We start from the raw sequence: 21,716 nt of genomic DNA, 5'->3' as shown, positions 1-21,716 counted from the left end.
TTTTGGAGGTTCACAAATGTCACGCAGCGCCCTGACCGGCACCCGCATTCGCGCCCGGCGCACCCTGCGTGGGATACGCCAGACCGACCTTGCGCGCGAGGTCGGTGTCTCGCCGTCCTATCTGAACCTGATCGAACACAACCGCCGCAAGGTCAGCGCGCCCTTGCTCAGTGCTCTGGCGCAGGCGCTGGGGGTGTCCTCTGACGCGCTGGTAGAGGATAGCGACACTCAACTGGTCGAGGGCGCGCGCGCCGCCGCGCTGCGCTCTGACACAGAGTTGGGAGAGCTGGAGCGGATTGACGATCTAATCGGTCGTTTTCCCGGCTGGGCCAAGGTGCTGGCCGACACACATGCCCGCGTCGAGGGGTTGGAGCGCGTGGTCGAGCAGCTAAGCGACCGCATGACCCATGACCCCTACCTTGCCGATGCGCTGCACGAAATCATCTCTGCCGTGACATCGGTGCAATCGACCGCCGCGATCCTGAATGATGACGAAGCGCTGGCCCCCGAATGGCAAGACCGCTTTCACCGCAACATCCTGACGGATTCGGGGCGGCTGGCCGAAGGGGCGGTTGCGCTTGTCAATTACATCGACAACGCCAAGACTGGAGAGACCGGGATCGCCTCTCCTCAGGAAGAGGTCGAGGCATGGCTTGCGCGCGAGGGCTATCATCCGCCGCTGATCGAGGGCAGCACGCTGGATGGGGCCGAGGCCTACCTGTCCGGGCAGATTGAGCTTGCGTCGGGCGCGTCACGACAGCTTGCCATGGCGTGGCTGGTGCAAATGCAGGCCGATGCGCAGGCCGTCCCACGGGCCGCGCTGCACACGGCGCTTGGCACGCATGGCGTGGCCCCCGACCTGCTGGCTGCCGAATTTGGCTGCGGTCTGGATGTTGTGTTGCGCAGACTGGCGCATCTGCCGCCCGATCTGGCCCGCGCGCATGACGTGCCGCCGCTTGGGCTGGCGATTTGTGACATGTCGGGGACTTTGCTGTTCCGCCGCCCGGTCGAGGGCTTTCCCTATCCGCGTTTCAGCGGTGGTTGCCCGCTTTGGCCGTTGTATCAGGCGCTGCGCCAGCCGCATGTGCCCTTGCGCGCCAGGCTTTTGACGGCGGGGCGCACGGGGCGGCGCTTTACCGCCTTTGCTGTGGCCTGTGTGCATGGCCTGACCCGGATGGACCTGCCGCCGGTGCTGCGCGCTACGATGCTGCTGGTGCCCGAGGCCGATCAGGCCGATGGCGCTTCGGTTCTGGCCGTGGGGGCCAGTTGCCGGACCTGCCCGCAACTGGACTGCGCTGCACGGCGCGAGCCGTCGATTTTGGCGACAGGGGGGTAGGGGCATCTGCGGCTTTGACAGAATTGTCATAATGCTGAATAAAGTATCGGCGCAGCGTCGGGAGGAGAGATGACGCACGCGCATCCGATCGCCGCGTGCGCTTTGCGCACGCGGCACCATTCGGAAACTGGCCTTGGACCGGGAGGGGGTGGCCTGTGGTGCAAAAGCGCGTGTTGGTAATAGAGGACGAGCCGAATATCTCTGACGCGATCCGTTTCATCCTGACCCGCAATGGTTGGCAGGTCGAGGTCGAGGCCGGTGGCACCGCAGCGCTGGCGCGCCTGCGCGCCGACCCGCCCGATGCGCTGATCCTTGACCTGATGCTGCCCGACATGGACGGGTTCGAAGTGCTGCGCCATTTGCGTGCCGCTGCGCATACCCGTGACCTGCCGGTCCTGATGCTGACCGCCAAGGGCCAAAGCGCCGACCGCGATTTGGCCGCGCGGCTGGGGGTGACCTGCTTCATGACCAAGCCATTCGCCAATTCCGAAGTGGTTGCGGCGTTGCAAGACATTATCGGCCCATGAAGCCGCCGCGCACATTGCCGTTCCTTGCGCGCGACAGCTACCGTCTGCGCCGCTTGATGGATGCCGCGCGCTTCCTGCCGGTTTTCGGCTTTGTGCTGCTATTGCTGCCGCTGATGCGCGAAGATCCGGAAACCGGAACCAGTTCTGCGGCCAGCGAATGGGTCTACCTGTTCGCGGTCTGGCTGGCGCTGATCCTTGGCACATGGCTGATGTCGCGCGGCTTGCGCAAGGCCTTTGACCCGCCCGAGAAGCCCCCGATGGACACGGGCCGGAAGGACTAGCGCCGATGTCCTTCAATCTGCTTGTTCTGACCTGTCTGGCCTATGTGGCATTGCTGTTTGCCGTGGCCTCTGTGGCCGAACGCAGCGCCGAGGAAGGTCGGGCGGGCTGGCTGCGCTCGCCGCTGGTCTACACGCTGTCGCTGTCGGTTTATTGCACGGCCTGGACCTTTTACGGCGCGGTCGGATATGCGGCGCGGTCGGGGCTGGAATTTATGACAATCTACCTTGGCCCGACTTTGGTATTCGTGGGCTGGTGGGTGATGCTGCGCAAACTGGTGCGCATTGGCCGGGAAAACCGGGTCACATCCATCGCCGACTTCATCTCGTCGCGCTATGGCAAATCGAACCTGCTGGGTGTGATCGTGACCTTGCTGTGCATTTCGGCGGGCACCCCCTATATCGCGCTGCAACTGCAATCCATCGCGCAGTCCTTTACCGTTTTCGCGACCGATCTGGACAGCGCCCCGGTGGCGGGTGACCGTTCGTTGATCGCACTTTGGGTGGCGATGGGGCTGGCGTTTTTCACCATCGTATTCGGCACCCGCAACCTAGATGCCAATGAACAACACCACGGGGTCGTGACCGCCATCGCACTGGAAGCCGTGGTCAAGCTGGTAGCGCTTTTGGCCGTGGGAATATTCGTGGTTTGGGGCGTGGCGGGTGGCCCGGCCGATGCGCTGGCCCGGATCAGCGCCCAAGCCCTGCCCGAATGGCAAATCCAGCCGGGGCGCTGGACCGGGCTTATCTTGCTTTCGGCCATCGCGATCCTGACCCTGCCGCGCATGTTTCAGGTGCTGGTGGTCGAAAATGTGGACGACAAGCATCTGGCCACGGCAAGCTGGGCCTTCCCGGCCTATCTGTTCGCCATCAGCCTGTTCGTTCTGCCGATTGCGGCCATCGGTATGCAGCTTATGCCCGAAGGCGCCAATCCCGATATGTTCGTGATGACCCTGCCGCTGCATCTGGGGCGCGATGATCTGGCGCTTCTGGCGTTTCTGGGCGGGTTTTCGGCGGCGACCTCTATGGTGATCGTGGCGTCGCTGGCGCTGGCCACGATGGTGTCGAACCATATTGTCGTGCCGCTTTGGCTGCGGTTGCGCACGGCGCAGGGGCAAGACACCGGCGACATGCGACTGCTGGTGCTGAATGTGCGGCGGCTGTCGATCAGCATCGTGCTGGGTTTGGGCTACCTGTATTACACGCTTTCGGGCGGGTCGGGGGCGCTGGCGGCCATTGGCCTGATCGCCTTCGTCGGCGTGGCGCAGATTCTGCCCGCGCTTCTGGGGGCGCTGTTCTGGCGTGGGGCCAGCCGGACCGGGGCCGCGCTGGGGCTGGTCGCGGGCGCGGTGCTTTGGGCCTATACGCTTCTGTTGCCCAGCTTCGGCGCTGGAACCATCCTGCCTGCGCATGTCATGTCCGACGGGTTGTTCGGCCTGTCATGGCTGCGGCCCTACAGCCTGTTCGGCCTGACCACGCTGGACCCGCTGTTGCATGCGCTGTTCTGGTCGCTTCTGGTCAATGTGCTGGCTTTCTGCCTTGGGTCTTTCGTCAGCTTTCCCAGCCCCATCGAACGGGTGCAGGCGGCGCTGTTCGTGAATATCTACGACCGGCCCGGCCTTGCGCGCAGCTGGTCGCGGCCCATGGCGCAGGCCGAGGATCTGTTGCCAATGGCGCAGCGCATTATCGGTGTGAAATCGGCGCAGGCGTTTTTCAAGGCGCAGGCCGCTGCGCAGGGCAAGGCCGGGTTCCTGCCCGACATCACGCCCGAATTCCTAGAAGCGCTGGAACTGAAATTGGCCGGGTCCGTGGGTGCGGCGACGGCGCATGCCATGATCGCGCAATCGGCAGGCACTGCGGTGGTCTCGGTCGAGGATCTGATGGCCGTTGCATCGGAATCCGCGCAGATCATGGAATACTCCAGCCAGCTAGAGGCCCAGTCCGAAGAATTGTCGCGCACCGCCCGCAAGCTGCGCGAGGCCAATGACAAGCTGCGCAAGCTGTCCGTGCAGAAGGATGCCTTCCTGTCGCAGATCAGCCATGAATTGCGCACGCCGATGACCTCGATCCGGGCGTTTTCAGAGATCTTGATGGAAGCAGAGACCCTGTCGCCCGAAGAGCAGGCGCATTTCGCAGAGGTCATTCACGACGAATCCATCCGCCTGACGCGGCTGCTGGATGACCTTCTGGACCTGTCGGTGCTGGAACATGGTCAGGTGCAACTGGACATCGCGCCCGCCAATCTGCGCAAACTGATCGATCAGGCGATTACCTCGTCGAAATCGGTGCAGGCGCAGCGGCAGTTCCGCATTCTGCGCACGCGCGATGAAGAAGAGGTGATGGTCACCACCGATGCAGGCCGCCTGACGCAGGTTTTCATCAATATCCTGTCGAATGCCCGCAAATATTGCACCAGCGACATGCCGGAAGTTCATATTCAGGTGCGCAGCGTGCAGGATGTGATCGAAATTGACTTCACCGATAACGGTTCTGGCATTCCGACCGAAAGCCAAGCGCTGATCTTCGAGAAATTCGCCCGCCTGACGGATTCGCTGCATGCGGGGGGCGCGGGCTTGGGTTTGGCGATTTGCCGCGAGATCATGCAAAATCTGGGCGGTGACATCATCTATGTGCCGGGTCAGGGTGGGGCGTCATTCCGGGTTAGCTTTCCGCGCGTGCTACGCCAGCCCGCGCCCCGGCGCGAGGCTGCGGAGTAGCGCGCGACGCCGCATGCTTATGCGCAACGCCTGCCACCCCGGACAGTTGCGCGGTCTGCAAAACCGATTGCGGCGCGTCAGCCCAGCATCCGCCCGACCATTTCGCCCATGTCGCGGCTACACTCGGGACGGTCCTGCATTCGGGTCAGTTCCGCCCGGATCAGCGCCTGTCGTTCGTGATCGTAGCGTCGCCAAGTTTCGAACACGGTCGAAACGCGGGCTGCCGCTTGCGGGTTCGCCCCGTCCAGACGGATCAGCCAATCTGCAACCAGCCTGTAGCCCGCGCCATCCTTGCGGTGAAACCCCGCCGGGTGCGCCCCAAGACTGCCGATGACCGCGCGGAACCGGTTCGGGTTCTTCCAGTCGAAGGCGGCATGATCAGTCAGCGCCGCGGCGATCTTTGCCGCGCGCTCCGGCGCGGCGTGCATGACCTGTGCGGCAAACCATTTATCCATCACCAGCCGGTCGCCCTGCCATTGGCGGTGGAATTGCGCGCCTTCTTCGGCCCCCGCGCCCACGGCCAGAAGGGCCGACCACGCCCCGAATTGCTCTGTCATGTTATCGGCTTGCGCGAAAATTGCGCGCGCCTTGGCACCGCCATCGGCATGGGCCAGCACCCCCGCCGCCGCAAGCCGCAGCGCCCGGCGGCCAGCGTCGCGGGCATCTGGGCTGAACGGGCCGGGAGTGTCCATATCCTCGACCACGCGAGCCAGATCGGGGGCAAGCGCGTCGGCCATGCGGCGCAAGGCCAGCCGGCGCGCGGTATGAATCGCATCCGGGTCGGGCGTGTGGCCCGCTGCATGCAGGCTTTGCGCCAATTCATCTTCGCCCGGCAGGCGCAGCACCAAGGCCCGAAAGGCCGGGTCCAGCGCGTGATCCGTCAGCGCAAGGCGCATCGCCTCTAGGTATTCCGGGCCGGGGCGCGCGCCATCGCGGATCATGGCGTGCAGGATATCGCGCGCCAAGTTGCGCCCGGCTTCAAAGCGCGCGAACGGGTCGGTATCGTGGCCCAGCAGTATCGCGCGCTCGGCGCTTGATTGCGCATGGGCCAACTGCACCGGCGCCGAGAAACCGCGCAAAGCCGACACCACGGGTTTCGTGGGCAGGTCAGAGAAGCGGAAGACCTGTTCGGGGCTGTCCAGTTCCAGAATCTGTGTGGGCAGCAGTTCCGTTCCGTCCGGCGCGATCAGGCCCAGCGCCACCGGGATGAGCAGCGGTTCTTTCAGCGGTTGGCCCGGTGTGGGGGCGGTGTGCTGGCGCAGGGTAAGCGTCAATTTGCCATCCTGCCAGTCCTCCAGCAGTGTCACCTTGGGCGTGCCCGCTTGTTCATACCAGCGTTTGAACTGCGACAGGTCGCGCCCGGCGGCGTCTTCGAAGACCGCGATCCAATCCTCTATCGTGCAGGCCTGCCCGTCATGCCGCGCAAAATAGAGATCAAGCGCCCCGCGATATTGCGCGTCCCCGACCAACAGGCGCAGCATCCGGATCAGTTCAGCCCCTTTTTCATACACGGTGGCGGTATAGAAATTGTTGATCTCGACATAGCTTTCGGGGCGCACGGGGTGGGCGAGTGGCCCGGCATCTTCGCGGAACTGGCGGGCGCGCAATGTCAGCACATCTTCAATGCGCTTTACCGCATGGCTGCGCATATCGCCCATGAACTGCTGGTCGCGGAACACGGTCAGCCCTTCTTTCAGCGATAGCTGGAACCAATCGCGGCAGGTGATGCGGTTGCCGGTCCAATTGTGGAAATATTCATGCGCGATGATCCGTTCAATCGCGGCGAAATCGCTGTCGGTTGCAGTCACGCCCGAGGCGAGAACATATCGGGAGTTGAAAATGTTCAAGCCCTTGTTCTCCATAGCGCCCATATTGAAGTCATCGACCGCCACGATGTTGAAAATGTCCAAGTCATAGGCGCGGCCATAAACCTGTTCATCCCACAGCATCGACCGTTTTAGCGCATCGAGCGCGTAAGCGGTTTTATCCTCGTCGCCGGGCCGCACCCAGATATTGAGCGTGACATCGCGCCCCTCCATCGTGGTGAAGCGGACTGTTCTGGCGGTCAGCTCGCCCGCGACCAGTGCGAAAAGATAGCTGGGCTTGGGATGAGGGTCGTCCCATTCGGCCCAGCCGGGGCCGCGGCCCGCCGGGTTGCCATTGGACAGCAAAACCGGCAGGTCGCTTTCAATCCGCACGCGGAACGGGGCCATCACATCGGGGCGGTCAGGGTAGAAGGTGATCTTGCGAAAGCCCTCGGCCTCGCATTGGGTGCAATACATGCCGTTCGACATATACAGCCCTTCGAGTGCGGTGTTGCCTTCGGGCGCGATTTCGACCTCTGCTTCCCATGTGAAGGGGCCGTCGGGCAGGGTTGCGGCCGCCATCGATAACCCGGTGGCGTCCGGGGTCGCGGTCACGTGTGCGCCGTCAATACTGGCCGCGATCAGGGTCAGCCCTTCGCCGTCCAGGCGCAGATCCTGCCCCGGTGCCGCCGCCGGGTTGGGTGCGAACCGAATCTGGCTGACGACGCGGGTGGTTTTCGGGGCGAGCCGAAAGGTCAATTCGACCTGTTCAATCAGAAAAGCGGGGGGCTGGTAATCGGCAAGGTAGATCGGCTGGGCGGTGTCGCGCATCGTATCCTCCGGCTGTTAGGTGGCAGAGGTAGTGCAGTTGCACCGAACCTGCAATCAGCACTGCCCGCCAAAGACCTGCACCCAATATGGCCCCGGCGCGCGGCCAAGCCCCACATGGGTTAGGCCCGGGTCCAACAGGTTCGCCCGATGGCCCGTAGAGCGCAGCCAAATGCCCATGACGGTCGGTATGTCGCGTTGCCCGCGCGCGATATTTTCGGCCAATTGGCAAAAGCCGGTTTGCCCGCGCGCCCGGTCCATCAGGCCGCGTCCGCCGGGGGTGGTATGGCTGAAATACCCGCGATCGGCCATGTCGCATGCATGGTCCTGCGCCACATCCGACAGCGCCGCATCCAGCGCAAGCGGGGCCAGCCCCGAAGCGCGCCGCGCATCGTTGATATGGGCGAGATGCACCTCGACCTCTGCCAGCGTGACAGGCTGGCAGGCAAAGGCCGGAGGCGCAAGCAGGCAAAGACCAAGAACAATAGACCGCATATCCAATGCATAGCAGGACAAACCTATTCAGCCAGTCCCAATCTTGCCCCAAGAACATGAACATAGTGTGAACATATCGCTTGACCTTGCCGTGGCGCGCGATACATCTGCGACCTATGAGCGCGCCTGTTCTTCTTTGGTTCAAGCGGGATCTGCGGATCACCGACCATCCGGCGCTGGCCTTGGCTGGCGCGCGGGTTTTGCCGGTTTATGTAATAGAACCAGAGTATTGGGCACTGCCCGACACCTCTGCGCGGCAATGGGCCTTTACAGCGGAAGCGCTGGACAGCCTGCGCGCGGAGTTGGCCGCATTGGGCCAGCCGCTGATCATCCGCAAGGGCGACGCGGTTGCAGAACTGGCGCGGCTGTGCCGCCGGTTCAAGATAGCGCATATGGTCAGCCACGAGGAAACCGGCAACGCTTGGACCTTTGCGCGCGACCGGCGTGTGGCAGCTTGGGCGCGCGGCGCGGGTGTTGACTGGCAGGAAGTGCCGCAATCGGCCGTGGTGCGGCGCTTGGCCAGCCGCGACGGGTGGCAAGCCGCGCGCAACAGGTTCATCCGGGCGGGCGCGGCAGATGCCCCACCCGCATTGGCGCCTGTCTGCACCGCAGACCTACCAGAACGCATTCCCGATGCGCGCGCGCTGGGGCTGGCCCCGGACCCTTGCGCGCACCGCCAGAGGGGCAATCACAAAGCCGCCCGCGCAACGCTGGACAGTTTTCTAAGCACACGGGCGGATGGCTATCGGGCCAAGATGTCGTCGCCGCTGACCGCAGAGCGCGCCTGCTCGCGCCTGTCGCCCTATTTGGCGCTAGGTGTGTTGTCGGTGCGAGAGGTGGAACTGGCCCGACAGGCCACGCCGGTGGACCGCCCCGGATGGAAGGCCAGCATGACCAGCTTTGCCAAGCGCTTGGCGTGGCGCGATCATTTTGTCCAAAAGCTGGAAGACGAGCCGCAGTTGGAGCACCGTTGCCTGCACCCCGCGCATGAGGGGTTGCGCGACAGTGACGCTGCACTTTTGCACGCTTGGGCAGAGGGGCAGACCGGGGTTCCGTTTGTCGATGCGTGCATGCGCTACCTGACCGCGACGGGCTGGCTGAATTTCCGGATGCGCGCCATGCTGATGAGCTTTGCCAGCTACCATCTGTGGCTGGATTGGCGCGACACCGGCGCGGTGCTGGCGCGCCGTTTCACCGATTACGAGCCGGGTATTCACTGGAGTCAGGTGCAGATGCAATCGGGCACAACCGGCATCAACACCTTGCGCATTTACAACCCGGTCAAGCAGGGCCATGACCAAGACCCGGAGGGGCGGTTCATCCGCGCTTGGGTGCCGGAATTGAAAGCGATTGCACCGGCCCATCTGCACGCACCATGGACCGCGCCGAATGCGGGCGCGGTGCTGGGCACGCGCTACCCCGAGCCGGTGGTCGATCTGGTTCAGGCCGCGCGGCGGGCGCGCGATGTGATGTGGGGCATGCGCAAGGATGCAGGCTTTGACAAGGCCGCGCGCGCGATTGTGGTCAAGCACGCTTCGCGCGCAGGGGGGACCGACCGCAGCAGCGCGGGGGCAAAGCGCGCGGCGACGCGCAAACGGCCGGACCCCGCGCAGCTTAGCCTTGACCTTTAGGGCCGCAGATAGGCGTAACCATCATATTGCAATTCCATCAGCCGCACTGCGCCGGATGGCACCACGTTGGCTTCAGAAAGCAGCGGAATTTCCGTCTGCGCGCGCTGTTGCATGGCCTGCACCGTGTTCAGGCAGGCAGAAAAGCTGAGGTTGTCATGCGTCAGCGCCATGGTGGAAATGCGGTCGGCCACGGGCGAGGTATCTTCGCGCAGCATGTGCAGGCCGGGGCCGTAGGTGACAATCTCGACGGTCACGTCCTGCCCAAGCCCTTCGTAATGGCTGATGATATTGGCGGCATTGTTCAGTGCCATATTCATGGTCTCGATGCGTTCTTCGTCGACATGGATGGCGACCTTTGCGCCTTCGGCCAGTGCGGCCAGTGGCGCAAGCGCCAGAATGGTCGCGGCAAGGCCCGCGCGAACAGCGAATTGCATGGTGTTGTCTCCCTGAATATGGGCCGCCCGCCTGCGCCCACCGGCAGAGGATGCGCGGCATTCTGCCGCAGTTCAAGAAGAATAGGCGAATGTTGGCATGCAGCCGATTTTGACACCGGTCGGCGCGCGGCTATGTGCCTTTGCGAAAGGAATGATGATGGCAAGCCATGTGAAAAAAGGCGATTTGCCCAGCAAGACCTGCGCGACATGTGGCCGCCCGTTCACATGGCGCAAGAAATGGGCCAAGGTCTGGGACGAGGTGCGCTATTGTTCGGACCGCTGCCGGGGCATGCGCAAGCCTCAGGCGCCGCGCCCTTTGCGGTAGGCCGAGGGCGGCTTGCCCGTCCGGGCCGCGAACGCACGCGAGAAATAGCCCGGCGTCGAATAGCCAAGATTGCGCGCGATATCCTGCACCGGCACGTCGGTTTCCGTCAGCAGGCGGCGCGCTTCGAACAGGCGGCGTTCCTGCAACAGTTGCAATGCGCTGCGCCCGCAACTGGCGCGACAGGCGCGGGTCAGGTGCGTGGGGGTCACGCCCAGCGCCTGCGCGTAATCGCTGACATTCAGGGCAGAGCCGAATTGGCGTTCCAGCAGCGCGGCATAGCGCGCGGTTAGCCGTTCATTCGCGTTGCGGGAAGACAGGCCGCGCGGGCTGTCATCGCCCGCGGAACTGCGCTGACGTTCCAGCCAGATCGCCAGCAGCCCAATCTGATGCCGCGCGGCGCGTTCGGCATAGGCTTGCCCGCCTTCCAGTTCGCGCTGGATGGCGTCGATGATCTGTGCAACCTCGGAATGCTGCGTGCTCTCGCGCAGCCGCATGTGCAAGGGGGCGTCGGGCAGGTCTAGCCCTTTCGGGTCGCCCATATGCAGCGCGACACCTTGCGCACGGGTCACGGATTGAAACCCATACATGGTGCCTGGCGGGATGAAGATTGCGTTATGCGGATGAAAGCCGCGTGTGCTGCCGCCCAGCGTGATGCGTCCTTGGCCGGCCGTGAACCACAGGAACAGCGGTTCCTGAAGCGCGCGCATGGTTTCAAGCTGCCATTTGGGCGCGTTGGTCAGTTTAGAGATCGGGACAAGCCGCAGGCGTTTGGGTTGGTCTGGTATTCGTGTCATGCGCGTGGTGTTCCCCCCGGATCGCGGCAAGATTAGGACAGCAACGCGCCAGGGGAAGGATTTTCGCTGATGACGGTGTGAGTCGGGGACGCCTTTATGGCAGGCGTGGCAAATCGGTGACTCTGCCCAGCGGCGCTACAACAGCCGCGCCCAGCCCGACATGCGGGCCCGGAACCATGTGCGCTGGCGTTTTGCGTATTGGCGCGTGGCAAGTGTTGCGTTCGCAATCGCCTCTGGCAACGACATATGGCCTTGGAGATGAGCGATCAGCTCTGGCGCGCCGATTGCCTTGGCCCATGGCGCGCGCGCATCCCAATAGGGCAGCACGGCGCGCGCTTCGTCCAAGGCCCCTTGCGCCATCATCAACTCGAACCGTGTGGCGATTCGCGCAGCCGACCAGTCGGGCGGGGGCAGCATGACGAAGGCGGATGTCTCCGCCAGCGGCAGCAGCGGCGGCGGCGTGTTGTCCTGCCAAGCGGCCAGCCCTTGGCCCGTGCTGCGTTGCACTTCCCAAGCGCGCTGCACGCGGGCAGGGTTCTGCCGGTCAATCCGGGCGGCGGTATCCGGGTCCAGTTCGGCCAGCAGCGGGACGATCCCGCCCTGCGCCAAAAGCGCGTCGGCCTCGGCGCGCACCTTGGCGGGGGTGGGCGGAATGTCGGCCAGTCCTTCGGTCAGGGCGCGAAAATATAGCCCGGTTCCGCCCACGATGACCGGGTTGGGGTGCTGTTGCAAAATGGCGCGCATCTCGCGCAGCCAATGGCCGACAGACCAGTCCTGCGCGGCCCCTACACAGCCGTATAGCAGATGCGGCGCCTGCGCGCAGTCATCGGCATCGGGCCGGGCGGTCAGAACCTGCCACATGTCATAGACCTGCAACGCATCGGCATTGACCACCGCGCGCCCCTGCGCCTGCGCCAGTGCCAGTGCCAGCGCCGATTTCCCACTGGCTGTCGGCCCCGCCAGCAGCACCGGGCGCGCCACATCTGGCGCTTGCGCAAGCAATGCGTCGCGTGCTTTGGCTATTTCGGGCATGACGCTCGCTTTCACATTGAACCTTGCGCGGTTTTCCGACATTTTCGCGTCGGAATAAAGCGGCCCCGTTGTGGACCTGCCGATGGAAGGAACCCAGATGACCGACACCGCCGAGACCCCGCATTATAACCGCGTCATGCTGAAAGTCTCTGGCGAGGCCTTGATGGGCGATCAGGGCTATGGCCTGAACCCGCCCACCGTGGCGCGCATCGCCGCAGAGGTGAAGGCGGTTCACGATCTGGGTGTCGAGGTCTGTATGGTAATCGGCGGCGGCAATATCTTTCGCGGCTTGCAAGGGTCGGCGCAGGGGATGGAGCGCACAACCGCCGATTACATGGGCATGTTGGCCACTGTGATGAACGCGCTGGCCATGCAGGCGGCATTGGAAGCGCTGGGCGTGTTCACCCGTGTCATCAGCGCGATCCCGATGGACCAGATCTGCGAGCCGTATATCCGCCGCCGCGCCGTGCGCCATCTGGAAAAGAAACGCGTCTGCATCTTTACTGCCGGCACCGGCAACCCGTATTTTACCACCGACACGGCGGCGGCCCTGCGCGCCAATGAAATGGCCTGTGACGCGATTTTCATGGGCAAGAACGGGGTGGATGGGGTGTATGACAAGGACCCGCGCACCAATCCGGACGCCAAGCGGTATGACCGCATCAGCTATGACGAAGCATTGTCGCGCAACCTGAAGGTTATGGATACCAGCGCGCTGGCGCTGGCGCGCGACAACAATCTGCCGATCGTGGTGTTCAGCCTGGACGAACCCGGCGGGTTCCGGGGCATCCTTGCCGGAAAAGGCACCTACACCATCGTTCATCGCTAGCACGCGGGCTTACACCGGGTGGAACTATTCGCTATCAAGGGGCGTGGCGGCACCGGGCCGCGCCCGAACTGGGGGACAAACAGGCATGTCTGACGAGATTGAGATTGATCTGGATGATCTGAAGCGCCGCATGGAAGGGGCCATGGGCGCGTTGAAGACCGAATTCGCGTCTTTGCGCACCGGGCGGGGGTCGGCATCTATGCTCGACCCGATCATGGTCGAAGCCTATGGCCAGAACACACCCATCAACCAAGTCGGCACCGTGAACGTGCCCGAACCCCGGATGGTAACGATCAATGTCTGGGACAAGTCGATGGTCGGCAAGGTGGAAAAGGCCATCCGCGAATCCGGGCTGGGCATTAACCCCCAGTTGAACGGCACGATCATCATGCTGCCGATCCCAGAGTTGAACGAGGAACGCCGCCGCGAGTTGAGCAAGGTCGCCGCGCAATATGCCGAACATGCCCGTGTCGCCGTGCGCAACATTCGCCGCGACGGGATGGACCAGCTGAAAAAGGCCAAGGCCGCCGGCATGTCCGAAGATGAGCAAAAGCTGTGGTCCGAAGAAATTCAGGACCTGACCAATACCTATATCGGCAAGGTTGATGCCGCGCTGGACAACAAGCAAGAAGAAATCATGCAGGTCTAAACGCCTGCGCGACCATTTCGACCATAGGCTTTTTTCATGACATTCGACCAGCGCAGCGACGAGTCAGGCGATCCGGCCATGCAGAATAAACTGCATGTCGCGGTCATCATGGATGGCAACGGGCGTTGGGCGCAGAACCGCAACTGGCCGCGTCTTGTGGGGCACCGCAAGGGGGCGGAACGGGTGCGCGAACTGGTCAATGCCTGCCCAGAGATCGGCATTCGCTACCTGACGCTGTATGCGTTTTCGACAGAGAACTGGAAACGCTCGACCGAGGAAGTGCTGGGGCTGATGTCGCTCTTCGGGCGCTACATCCGGCGCGAAGCGGGGCGGATGAAACGCGAAGGCGTGCGGATGCGCATCATCGGCGACCGCAAGCGTCTGGACCCGAAATTGCAGGCGCTGTTTGACTGGGTCGAGGCGGACACGGCCCTGAATGACCGTGTGCATCTGACCGTTGCCATCAATTATGGCGGCCGGGACGAGATTACCCGCGCCGTGCGCGCCGCTGCACGCGACGTGGCGGCGGGCAGTCTGGACCCGGCGGCGATTACCGATCAACGCCTTGCAGCCTATCTTGACAGCGCTGATCTGCCAGACCCGGACCTTGTGGTGCGCACCTCTGGCGAAACGCGGGTGTCGAACTTCCTGCTTTGGCAGGCGGCCTATTCGGAATATGTGTTCACGCCCACGCTTTGGCCGGATTTCACGCCACAAGCCATGGCCGATATCCTGCATGAATATGGCCTGCGCGAACGCCGCTTCGGCGGGGTAAAATAAGGATGGCGGCGTTCACCGATCTGCGCGCGCGGGCGCTGTCCGGCGCGGCCATGGCCGGGCTGGGCGCCGGGGCAATCTGGCTGGGCGGGCCGGTTTTCATCGGGCTGGTCTGTGTGCTGTCGGGGCTGATGGTCTGGGAACTGACCCGAATGCTCGACCCCGCCGCACCTTTTGGCAAGGCAGAGGCCGCAGGCTTCACCGCCGCCGTCGTTCTGGCGGTCTTTACTTGGCGCTTCGAAGGTGTGGCGCTGATCGGGCTGACCTTGCTGGTCGCGGCGCTGCTGGCTTGGCGCTTTCCCAAGGATCGCGCCGTGGCCCTTGGTTATACCGCGCTGATCTTGCTGGCGGGTCTGGGCCTGATCGCGCTGCGCGGCGAATATGGCATGCTATGGGTTCTATGGCTGGTGGCGCTGGTCGTGGGCTCTGACGTGGCGGGGTATTTCGCGGGCCGCATCTTCGGCGGTCCAAAGCTATGGCCGCGCGTCAGCCCCAAGAAGACATGGTCGGGCACGGTTGCAGGTTGGCTGGTGGCCGTCGCGCTCGCGCTGGCCTTCATGCCGTTATTGGGGGCAGGGGCGGGGCTGATCGTTGCCTCCATCCTGATTACCATGGCTGGTCAGGCAGGCGATATCGCTGAAAGCGCGATCAAACGCCATGCGGGCGTCAAGGACAGTTCTAACCTGATCCCCGGCCATGGCGGGGTGATGGACCGGTTCGATGCGCTGATCGCGGCGGCGCTGGTGGCCTTGGTCCTGATACAAACCGGGATGCTGGGGGCGTGATGCGGGTTTCGGTTTTCGGTGCGACCGGGTCCATTGGCGAAAGCACGTTCGACCTGCTGCGCGCGCGCCCCGACCTTCAGACCGTGGCCCTAACTGGCGGGCGCAATGTAGCGCGGCTGGCCGCGCAAGCGCGCGCATTGCGCGCCGAATTGGCCGTCACGGCCTATGACGACTGTCTGGAGGATTTGCGCGCGGCGCTCAAGGGCAGTGGAACCGAGGTCGCAGCAGGCACCCAAGCCCTGATCGACGCGGCCAGCCGCCCCGCCGATTGGGTTATGTCCGCCATCGTGGGCGCGGCAGGGTTGGAACCGGGCTTTCGTGCGCTGGCCCAAGGGGCCACGCTGGCCTTGGCCAACAAGGAATCGCTTGTCACCGCAGGCCCGCTTCTGATGGCAGAGGCCGCGCGGCATGGCGCGCGCATCTTGCCAGTCGACAGCGAACATTCCGCCGTGTTTCAGGCGTTGGTGGGCGAAGATACCGCCGCGGTCGAGCGCGTCATCATCACCGCTTCGGGCGGTCCGTTTCGGACATGGACCAAGACGCAGCTTGAAGGGGCGACGCTGGCGCAGGCCCAAACCCATCCCAATTGGTCGATGGGCCAACGCATAACCATCGACAGCGCGACCCTGTTCAACAAGGCGCTGGAACTGATCGAAACGCGCGAGTTTTTCGGTTTCGCGCCCGAGCAGATCGAGGTGCTGGTGCACCCGCAATCCATCATTCATGCGCTTGTGGGCTTCCGCGATGGTGCCCTTATGGCGCATCTGGGTGTTCCCGATATGCGCCACGCCATCGGCTATGCGCTGAACTGGCCCGAACGCGCGCCGTTGCCCGTGGCGCGTCTGGACCTTGCCGCCATGGGGCAATTGACATTCGAGGCGCCCGACCCAGACCGCTTCCCCGCGCTGCGGCTGGCGCGGCAGGTCATGGATTTGCGCGGCCATGCGGGCGCGGTGTTCAACGCCGCCAAAGAAGTGGCGCTGGATGAATTCATCGCTGGGCGATTGCGGTTCTTGCAGATGGCAGAGCTGGTCGACCGCACGATTGACGCGCTTTTGACCGATTCTCGCCTGACTGCGCCGGTATGCGCGCTTGAAACCGTGCAGCAGATGGACCACTTGGCAAGAGTGACCGCGCGCGACCTTGCAGCGCGGCTGGCCTGACACTTCGATTGAAGGACATATCCCTTGGACGCATTCGGCCTTTTGCCCGATTTTGGCAATTTCTTTGCAACCATCGCGGCGTTTGTCGTTGTCCTGTCCATTATCGTGGCAGTGCATGAATACGGTCATTACATTGTCGGGCGCTGGTCGGGCATCCATGCCGATGTGTTTTCCATCGGTTTTGGCCCGGTGCTGGCCAGCCGCACCGATAAACGTGGCACGGTCTGGCAATTTGCGGCCATCCCGTTGGGCGGGTATGTTAAATTTGCGGGCGATTCCGGCGCGACCTCTGCCAAGGATGATGACGCCATGTCGGGGCTAAGTGCCGCCGAGCGCCGCCGCACCATGCATGGCGCGCCGCTTTGGGCGCGCGCGGCAACCGTGGCGGCGGGACCGGTGTTTAACTTCATCTTCGCTTTCGTCGTTTTCGCCGGATTGCTCTTTTACGAAGGCATCGCGGTGGATGAGCCTGTCGTGGGCGAGATTGCGGAACTGCCCGCCGGGCCTTTCGGCCTGCAACAGGGCGACCGCGTTCTGTCCGTAGGCGGGATAGAAACCGAAACCCTGTCCGATTTTCTGACCGCGGCACAAGACCTGCCCGCGCAGCCGGTGCTGGATTACACCGTGTTGCGCGACGGCGCCCAGATGGAAGTGACCGGTCCGCACCCAATGCCACCCTTGGCTGGCTCTGTTGCCATGAAATCCGCCGCGCGCGATGCGAAAATGCGAACGGGTGATGTGATTACAGCCATCGACGGGGCCGAAATTGCCACCTTTAACGAGCTGCGCGAGAAAGTGGCCGAATCCGAAGGCGCGGCGCTGGACCTGACCGTCTGGCGCGCGGGCGAGGAACTGGCGCTTACGCTGGTGCCACGCAGCACCGATTTGCCCTTGCCCGAAGGCGGGTTTGAAACCCGCTACCTGATCGGCCTGACATCTGGTGCGGTATTTGACTATGGCACCCGCACCCCCGGCGCGCTGGAAGCCGCAGGCTTGGCAGCCAGCCAGCTTTGGACCATTACGCGCACCTCGGTCGAGGGGCTGTATTACATGATCTTGGGCCAGATCAGCACATGCAACCTGTCCAGCCCCCTCGGCATTGCCGAGGCTTCGGTTGCAAAGGCGTCTGATGGGTTGGTGGAATTCATCTGGTTTCTAGGTGTGATTTCGGTGGCCATCGGTTTTTTGAACCTGTTCCCGATCCCGCCGCTGGATGGCGGCCACCTGATGTTCCATGCCTATGAAGCCGTAGCGCGCCGCCCGGCCAGCGATCAGGCCGTGCGGGTGCTGATGACGCTGGGCTTGGCAATGGTGCTAAGCCTGTTCGTCTTCGCGCTGTTCAATGACCTGACCTGCTAGGCGAGGGCTACCCCGAAAACGCCATGACCCCGCCACATTTCCGCCGCGATTGCGCCGCACGCTGATTGCACGGAATGGAGGCTTACATGGCGTATCTGGATTCAGAGTTTTACAATCTCCGGCTGCTTTGGTCGCGTATTGCCGACCGTGTTGTGGTCGCGGGCTTGGTTGCTTTGGCCATGGGTGTGGCCAGCTACATTGCGATTCAGCTTGGCCATGGCCCGATCGTTATCACGCCCTAAGCCGTGACATCTGGAACAGCCCGGACGCATCCGACAAGGCTCGGGTGCGTTTTGCGTTTTGGCGTCTTGATGAAGTGCAGCATCGCAACGCCACCCCCGCGCCCGGCCTTTGGCCGGGTGTTTGCTTTGACAACCCCGCGCTTAGCCGCTAGTCACTAAGCCAAAATAATGCGGTTATAACGGGGCCCGAAATGCGCGGAATCTCTATGATGCTGCCATCGCGCAAGGGGGGTATGGCACTGCGCCTGCGCTTCTTCTCTTTGATGGTTTTTTGTTTGTTTTCGGTGGGTTATTTCGCAGCGCCCAGTGGTGCCCTGGCGCAGGATTACCGGTTTTCCAGCATTGATATCGACGGCAATGTTCGCGTAGACGATTCTACCATCCTCAGCGTGGCCAGAATCGGCACGGGGCAAACTGTCAGCGCGGCGCAGATTAGCGCGGCCTTCGGGAATCTGTCCGCATCTGGCCTGTTCGAAAGCGTGGAGCTAACCCCGCGCGGCAACCGTTTGTTGATTGAGGTTGTGGAATACCCCATCATCGGCGTGGTGAATTTCGAAGGCAACCGCCGCATTGACGATGACGTTCTGGCCGATGCCGTGCAGGTGCGTGCCGGGCGCGTTTTGTCCCCGAGCGAGGTTGAGGCAGATGCCCGCGCCATCGCAGAACTATATGCTCAGCGCGGCCGCAGCGCCGCCGAGGTGACCCCTCAGATCCTGCCGCGTGGCGACAACCGGGTTGATCTGGCCTTTGTCGTGCGCGAAGGCGATGTGGTCGAGATCGAGCGCCTGTCCTTCGTGGGCAACCGCGCATTTTCCAGCTATCGGTTGCGCAATGTCTTGAACACCAAGCAAGCTGGCATTCTGCGTCGCCTTGTCCAGCGCGATACGTTCGTGGCAGAGCGGGTTGCCTTGGACCGTCAGCTTCTGTCGGATTTCTACCTTGCGCGCGGCTATATCGATTTTGAAATCCTGTCTGTTACACCGGAATTGTCGCGCGAACGCGACCGGTTTTTCTTGACCTTCAACCTACGCGAAGGCGAGCAGTTCCGCTTTGGTGACATCTCTGTCGTCAGCGAGGTCGAGGGCGTCGATGCCGCCGATTACGAGCGCGAATTGCGCGTGCGGTCGGGTGATATCTTTGCGCCGAACACGCTGGAAATGAGCATTGCGCGCATGGAAAGCTTGGCGGAAAGCCGTGGTTTGCGGTTCATCCGGGCAGAGCCGCGCTTTGATCGCGACAATGCTAATCGTCTTGTGAATGTGGAATTCGCCATCGTGCGCGGCGAACGCGTGTTTGTTGAACGGATCGACATTCAGGGCAACACCTCTACCCGCGACGATGTGATCCGCCGCCAGTTCCGTCTTGCAGAAGGCGACCCTTTGAACCCGCGCAAAATCCGCGAAGCTGCCGAACGCATCCGTGCCTTGGGTTATTTTTCTGAATCCTCTGTCGAGCCGCGCTCAGGGTCCACGCCCGATCAGGCGATTGTCGATGTCGAGGTTGAGGAAACCACCACCGGGTCGCTGGGCTTTTCGGCCAGCTATGGCGCAGATCAGGGGATCGGCTTTGGCATTTCCTTTTCGGAACAGAACTTCCTAGGCCGGGGGCAGCAGGTGTCGGCCAGCTTCAACACGGTGAAAGGGTCGCGCGATATTTCGGCCTCTTTTTCCGAACCGGCGCTCATGGGGCGTGATCTGACCTACACCTTTAGCCTTGGATATCGCGAAACCTCGGAATTCAACGCCAATTTTGATACGCGTGAGGCGTTCCTGAACAACTCGCTTGGCTTTCCGGTCAGTGAATTTGGCCGGTTGACGCTGCGCCAAGGGTTGCTGGCCGAGCGGTTGACGGGGTTGGTTTCGGGAACGGATTCCGAACGCCTGATCGACGATCAGACCGGCGGCACCAGCGTTACCGGCACCTTGGGCTTTACCTATGTGCACGACACGCGCAATCGGGGTGTGGACCCGTCGCGCGGTTGGATCTTCTCGTTCGAACAGGATGTGGGCGTTGGCAGCCAAAGCCGCCGTTTCCTGAAAACCGAAGCGCGGGCAGGCTATGAAATGGCCGTGCTGAACGAGAGTGTCACGCTGAAGGCGGATGGCCGTTTGGGCATCTTGCACATGATCGACGGGCGCTCGCGCTACCGCGACCGCTTCCAGCTTGCAAGCGTTATGCGGGGCTTTGCGGCAGGCGATTCCGGTGTGCGCGATTTTGTTCCGGCTGCCGATGACGTGCTGGGCGGCACCCGCTACGCCGTCGTATCGCTGGAAGCACAATTTCCGCTTGGCCTGCCAGAGGAATACGGCCTGAGCGGCGGTGTCTTTGCCGATGTCGGCACGGTTTGGGGTTTGGATGGAATTGACGGTCGACCGCCCAGCGAAATCAATACTTCGGACGGCACCACCGACACCGCCTCGCTCAATCTGCGTGCGACCTTGGGGGTCTCGCTGTTCTGGGACAGCCCGATTGGGCCACTGCGCTTCGACCTGTCGCGCCCCTTGCGCAAGCTTGACAGCGACGAGACGCAGAATTTCGACTTCTCGATCGTATCCACCTTCTAAGGATGCTCCGGGTTCGGATCATGATACTCAGCGCGGTCGCAGGGCTTGGCCTTGCGACCGCCTCTGTTGCGCAGCAGGGATCCACGTTCTCGTTGGGCGAAACCGTGGGGGCGCCGATTGGCGATGGCTTGGTGCTGCGCAGTGTTGACGAAGAACGCTTGTTCCGCGATTCGGAATTCGGGCAGCGCGTGCAGGGCGAAATCGACGCCGCATCGCGCGCGCTGGAGGACGAGAATGCAAGGCTTCTGGCCGAGCTGACCGCACGGGAAGAAGAACTGACCGAAGCCCGCGCCACCTTGTCGCCCGAAGAGTTTCGCGCTCAGGCCGAAGCCTTTGACCAGCGTGCCGAAATGGTTCGACAGGATCAGGCGCAGAAGCTGGCACGTTTCTCCCAGTTCGAGGAATCCGAGCGCCGCCGCTTTTTTTCGCAGACCGGCGCGATCTTGCAAGAAGTCTTGCAAGATGAGGGCGCGCAGATCCTGATTGCGGCGCGCGCCGTCATTATCGGTCTGCCCGAAATGGACATGACCGATGCGGCGATTGACGCGATTGATGCGGCCTTGGGCGATGGCGGTGCCGCGCCATTCCCGCTAGAGGCACCCTGACCACGCCTTGCCAGATGCGCGCCAGCTTGCTAAGCGCGACCATCTATGCTGCTTTGCCCAAGGATGACCATGTCTGAGAATGTCCAAGCCACAGAGGCCGATTTGGCCACGATCATGAAGATCATTCCGCACCGCTACCCGTTCCTGCTGGTCGACAAGGTGCGCAACGTGGTGGCGCGTGAAAGCGCCGTGGGCATCAAGAATGTCACCTTCAACGAGCCGCATTTCCAAGGCCATTTTCCCGGCGCGCCCATCATGCCCGGTGTGACCATCGTGGAAGCCATGGCGCAGACCGCCGCCGTGCTGGTGGGTCTGACCATCGGTTATGGCGAGAAAGCACCGCTGGTCTATTTCATGTCCATCGACAAGGCCAAGTTCCGCCGCAAGGTCGTTCCCGGCGATGTGCTGGAACTGCATGTGAAAGTGCTGCGCGGGTCCACCAAGATCTGGAAATTCGAAGGCACTGCAATGGTCGAAGGCCAGATCGCCGCGCAAGCTGAATTCGCGGCAATGATTGACGCCTCGGCCACGGCATAAGGGC

Annotated in this window: 21 protein-coding genes; 16 read left to right on the top strand and 5 right to left on the bottom strand. The window is 62.9% G+C overall.

Features of this window, described 5'->3' with window-relative positions:
- The first annotated feature begins 16 nt into the window (after window positions 1-16).
- The 4 genes from AWT76_RS11650 to AWT76_RS11635 all read left to right on the top strand — a co-directional run bounded on the left by AWT76_RS11650 (window position 17) and on the right by AWT76_RS11635 (window position 4,858).
- Window positions 17-1,336: a helix-turn-helix domain-containing protein gene (locus tag AWT76_RS11650; protein WP_072246496.1), complete on the top strand. Its 1,320-nt coding sequence runs from the start codon at window positions 17-19 to the stop codon at window positions 1,334-1,336.
- Window positions 1,337-1,491: 155 nt separating this feature from the next.
- On the top strand, window positions 1,492-1,863 hold the full coding sequence (locus AWT76_RS11645) for a response regulator transcription factor (protein ID WP_342667168.1): 372 nt from the start codon (window positions 1,492-1,494) through the stop codon (window positions 1,861-1,863).
- Window positions 1,860-2,144 (top strand): hypothetical protein, encoded by a 285-nt coding sequence (locus AWT76_RS11640; RefSeq protein ID WP_072246495.1) that lies wholly within the window; start codon window positions 1,860-1,862, stop codon window positions 2,142-2,144. Before AWT76_RS11645 ends, AWT76_RS11640 begins: the two co-directional genes overlap by 4 nt.
- A gap of 5 nt (window positions 2,145-2,149) precedes the next feature.
- The gene (locus tag AWT76_RS11635; RefSeq protein WP_072246494.1) at window positions 2,150-4,858 is read left to right on the top strand and encodes an ATP-binding protein; all 2,709 of its coding nucleotides are present in this window, start codon (window positions 2,150-2,152) and stop codon (window positions 4,856-4,858) included.
- Window positions 4,859-4,935: 77 nt separating this feature from the next.
- Here AWT76_RS11635 and pepN read toward each other — a convergent pair whose 3' ends face one another.
- The gene (gene pepN / locus AWT76_RS11630) at window positions 4,936-7,494 is read right to left on the bottom strand and encodes an aminopeptidase N (protein ID WP_072246493.1); all 2,559 of its coding nucleotides are present in this window, start codon (window positions 7,492-7,494) and stop codon (window positions 4,936-4,938) included.
- A 54-nt stretch (window positions 7,495-7,548) separates the two neighbouring features.
- Window positions 7,549-7,986: a CAP domain-containing protein gene (locus AWT76_RS11625; RefSeq protein WP_141655951.1), complete on the bottom strand. Its 438-nt coding sequence runs from the start codon at window positions 7,984-7,986 to the stop codon at window positions 7,549-7,551.
- A gap of 116 nt (window positions 7,987-8,102) precedes the next feature.
- Between AWT76_RS11625 and AWT76_RS11620 the strand changes: the two genes are divergently transcribed.
- Window positions 8,103-9,617 (top strand): FAD-binding domain-containing protein, encoded by a 1,515-nt coding sequence (locus AWT76_RS11620; protein WP_072246491.1) that lies wholly within the window; start codon window positions 8,103-8,105, stop codon window positions 9,615-9,617.
- Here the strand turns inward: AWT76_RS11620 and AWT76_RS11615 are convergent.
- On the bottom strand, window positions 9,614-10,051 hold the full coding sequence (locus tag AWT76_RS11615) for a DsrE family protein (RefSeq protein WP_072246490.1): 438 nt from the start codon (window positions 10,049-10,051) through the stop codon (window positions 9,614-9,616). The genes AWT76_RS11620 and AWT76_RS11615 overlap by 4 nt on opposite strands.
- A gap of 157 nt (window positions 10,052-10,208) precedes the next feature.
- Here AWT76_RS11615 and AWT76_RS11610 point away from each other — a divergent pair, with 157 nt between their 5' ends.
- Entirely contained in the window at window positions 10,209-10,376 is a 168-nt protein-coding gene (locus AWT76_RS11610) for a DUF2256 domain-containing protein (protein ID WP_072247669.1), read from the top strand.
- On the opposite strand, the gene AWT76_RS11605 is transcribed toward AWT76_RS11610, so the two are convergent.
- Both AWT76_RS11605 and miaA read right to left on the bottom strand, forming a co-directional pair.
- On the bottom strand, window positions 10,352-11,170 hold the full coding sequence (locus AWT76_RS11605) for a helix-turn-helix domain-containing protein (protein ID WP_072246489.1): 819 nt from the start codon (window positions 11,168-11,170) through the stop codon (window positions 10,352-10,354). The genes AWT76_RS11610 and AWT76_RS11605 overlap by 25 nt on opposite strands.
- A gap of 135 nt (window positions 11,171-11,305) precedes the next feature.
- A complete protein-coding gene (gene miaA / locus AWT76_RS11600) occupies window positions 11,306-12,202 on the bottom strand; it encodes a tRNA (adenosine(37)-N6)-dimethylallyltransferase MiaA (protein WP_072247668.1) in 897 nt (298 codons plus the stop codon).
- A 97-nt stretch (window positions 12,203-12,299) separates the two neighbouring features.
- On the opposite strand from miaA, the gene pyrH reads away from it, so the two are divergent.
- The 10 genes from pyrH to fabZ all read left to right on the top strand — a co-directional run bounded on the left by pyrH (window position 12,300) and on the right by fabZ (window position 21,712).
- Window positions 12,300-13,031, top strand: a complete 732-nt coding sequence (gene pyrH, locus AWT76_RS11595; RefSeq protein ID WP_141655950.1) for a UMP kinase — start codon at window positions 12,300-12,302, stop codon at window positions 13,029-13,031.
- An 85-nt stretch (window positions 13,032-13,116) separates the two neighbouring features.
- A complete protein-coding gene (frr, locus tag AWT76_RS11590; protein WP_072246487.1) occupies window positions 13,117-13,680 on the top strand; it encodes a ribosome recycling factor in 564 nt (187 codons plus the stop codon).
- A gap of 36 nt (window positions 13,681-13,716) precedes the next feature.
- The gene (gene uppS / locus AWT76_RS11585; protein ID WP_072246486.1) at window positions 13,717-14,460 is read left to right on the top strand and encodes a polyprenyl diphosphate synthase; all 744 of its coding nucleotides are present in this window, start codon (window positions 13,717-13,719) and stop codon (window positions 14,458-14,460) included.
- 2 nt (window positions 14,461-14,462) lie between these two features.
- Complete coding sequence (locus AWT76_RS11580; RefSeq protein ID WP_072246485.1) at window positions 14,463-15,242, top strand: phosphatidate cytidylyltransferase; 780 nt, start codon at window positions 14,463-14,465, stop codon at window positions 15,240-15,242.
- Window positions 15,239-16,405, top strand: a complete 1,167-nt coding sequence (dxr, locus tag AWT76_RS11575; RefSeq protein WP_141655949.1) for a 1-deoxy-D-xylulose-5-phosphate reductoisomerase — start codon at window positions 15,239-15,241, stop codon at window positions 16,403-16,405. Before AWT76_RS11580 ends, dxr begins: the two co-directional genes overlap by 4 nt.
- 24 nt (window positions 16,406-16,429) lie before the next feature.
- Window positions 16,430-17,764 carry an RIP metalloprotease RseP gene (gene rseP / locus AWT76_RS11570; RefSeq protein WP_072246483.1) on the top strand — a complete coding sequence of 445 codons (1,335 nt, stop codon included), beginning with the start codon at window positions 16,430-16,432 and terminating at the stop codon, window positions 17,762-17,764.
- 86 nt (window positions 17,765-17,850) lie between these two features.
- Window positions 17,851-18,006, top strand: coding sequence for a hypothetical protein (locus AWT76_RS17005; RefSeq protein ID WP_176699389.1), 156 nt, complete (start codon window positions 17,851-17,853; stop codon window positions 18,004-18,006).
- A gap of 191 nt (window positions 18,007-18,197) precedes the next feature.
- Window positions 18,198-20,570 carry an outer membrane protein assembly factor BamA gene (gene bamA, locus AWT76_RS11565; protein ID WP_245638812.1) on the top strand — a complete coding sequence of 791 codons (2,373 nt, stop codon included), beginning with the start codon at window positions 18,198-18,200 and terminating at the stop codon, window positions 20,568-20,570.
- 20 nt (window positions 20,571-20,590) lie between these two features.
- Window positions 20,591-21,175: an OmpH/Skp family outer membrane protein gene (locus AWT76_RS11560; protein ID WP_072247666.1), complete on the top strand. Its 585-nt coding sequence runs from the start codon at window positions 20,591-20,593 to the stop codon at window positions 21,173-21,175.
- Between the two features lie 69 nt (window positions 21,176-21,244).
- On the top strand, window positions 21,245-21,712 hold the full coding sequence (gene fabZ / locus AWT76_RS11555; RefSeq protein WP_072247665.1) for a 3-hydroxyacyl-ACP dehydratase FabZ: 468 nt from the start codon (window positions 21,245-21,247) through the stop codon (window positions 21,710-21,712).
- Window positions 21,713-21,716 lie beyond the last annotated feature (4 nt).

It is taken from the genome of Roseibaca calidilacus (genome assembly GCF_001517585.1).
In the GTDB taxonomy this organism is placed as follows: domain Bacteria; phylum Pseudomonadota; class Alphaproteobacteria; order Rhodobacterales; family Rhodobacteraceae; genus Roseinatronobacter; species Roseinatronobacter calidilacus.
The sequence above is the reverse complement of the archived record's forward strand: the minus strand, read 5'-3'. Positions and strand labels throughout refer to the sequence as shown.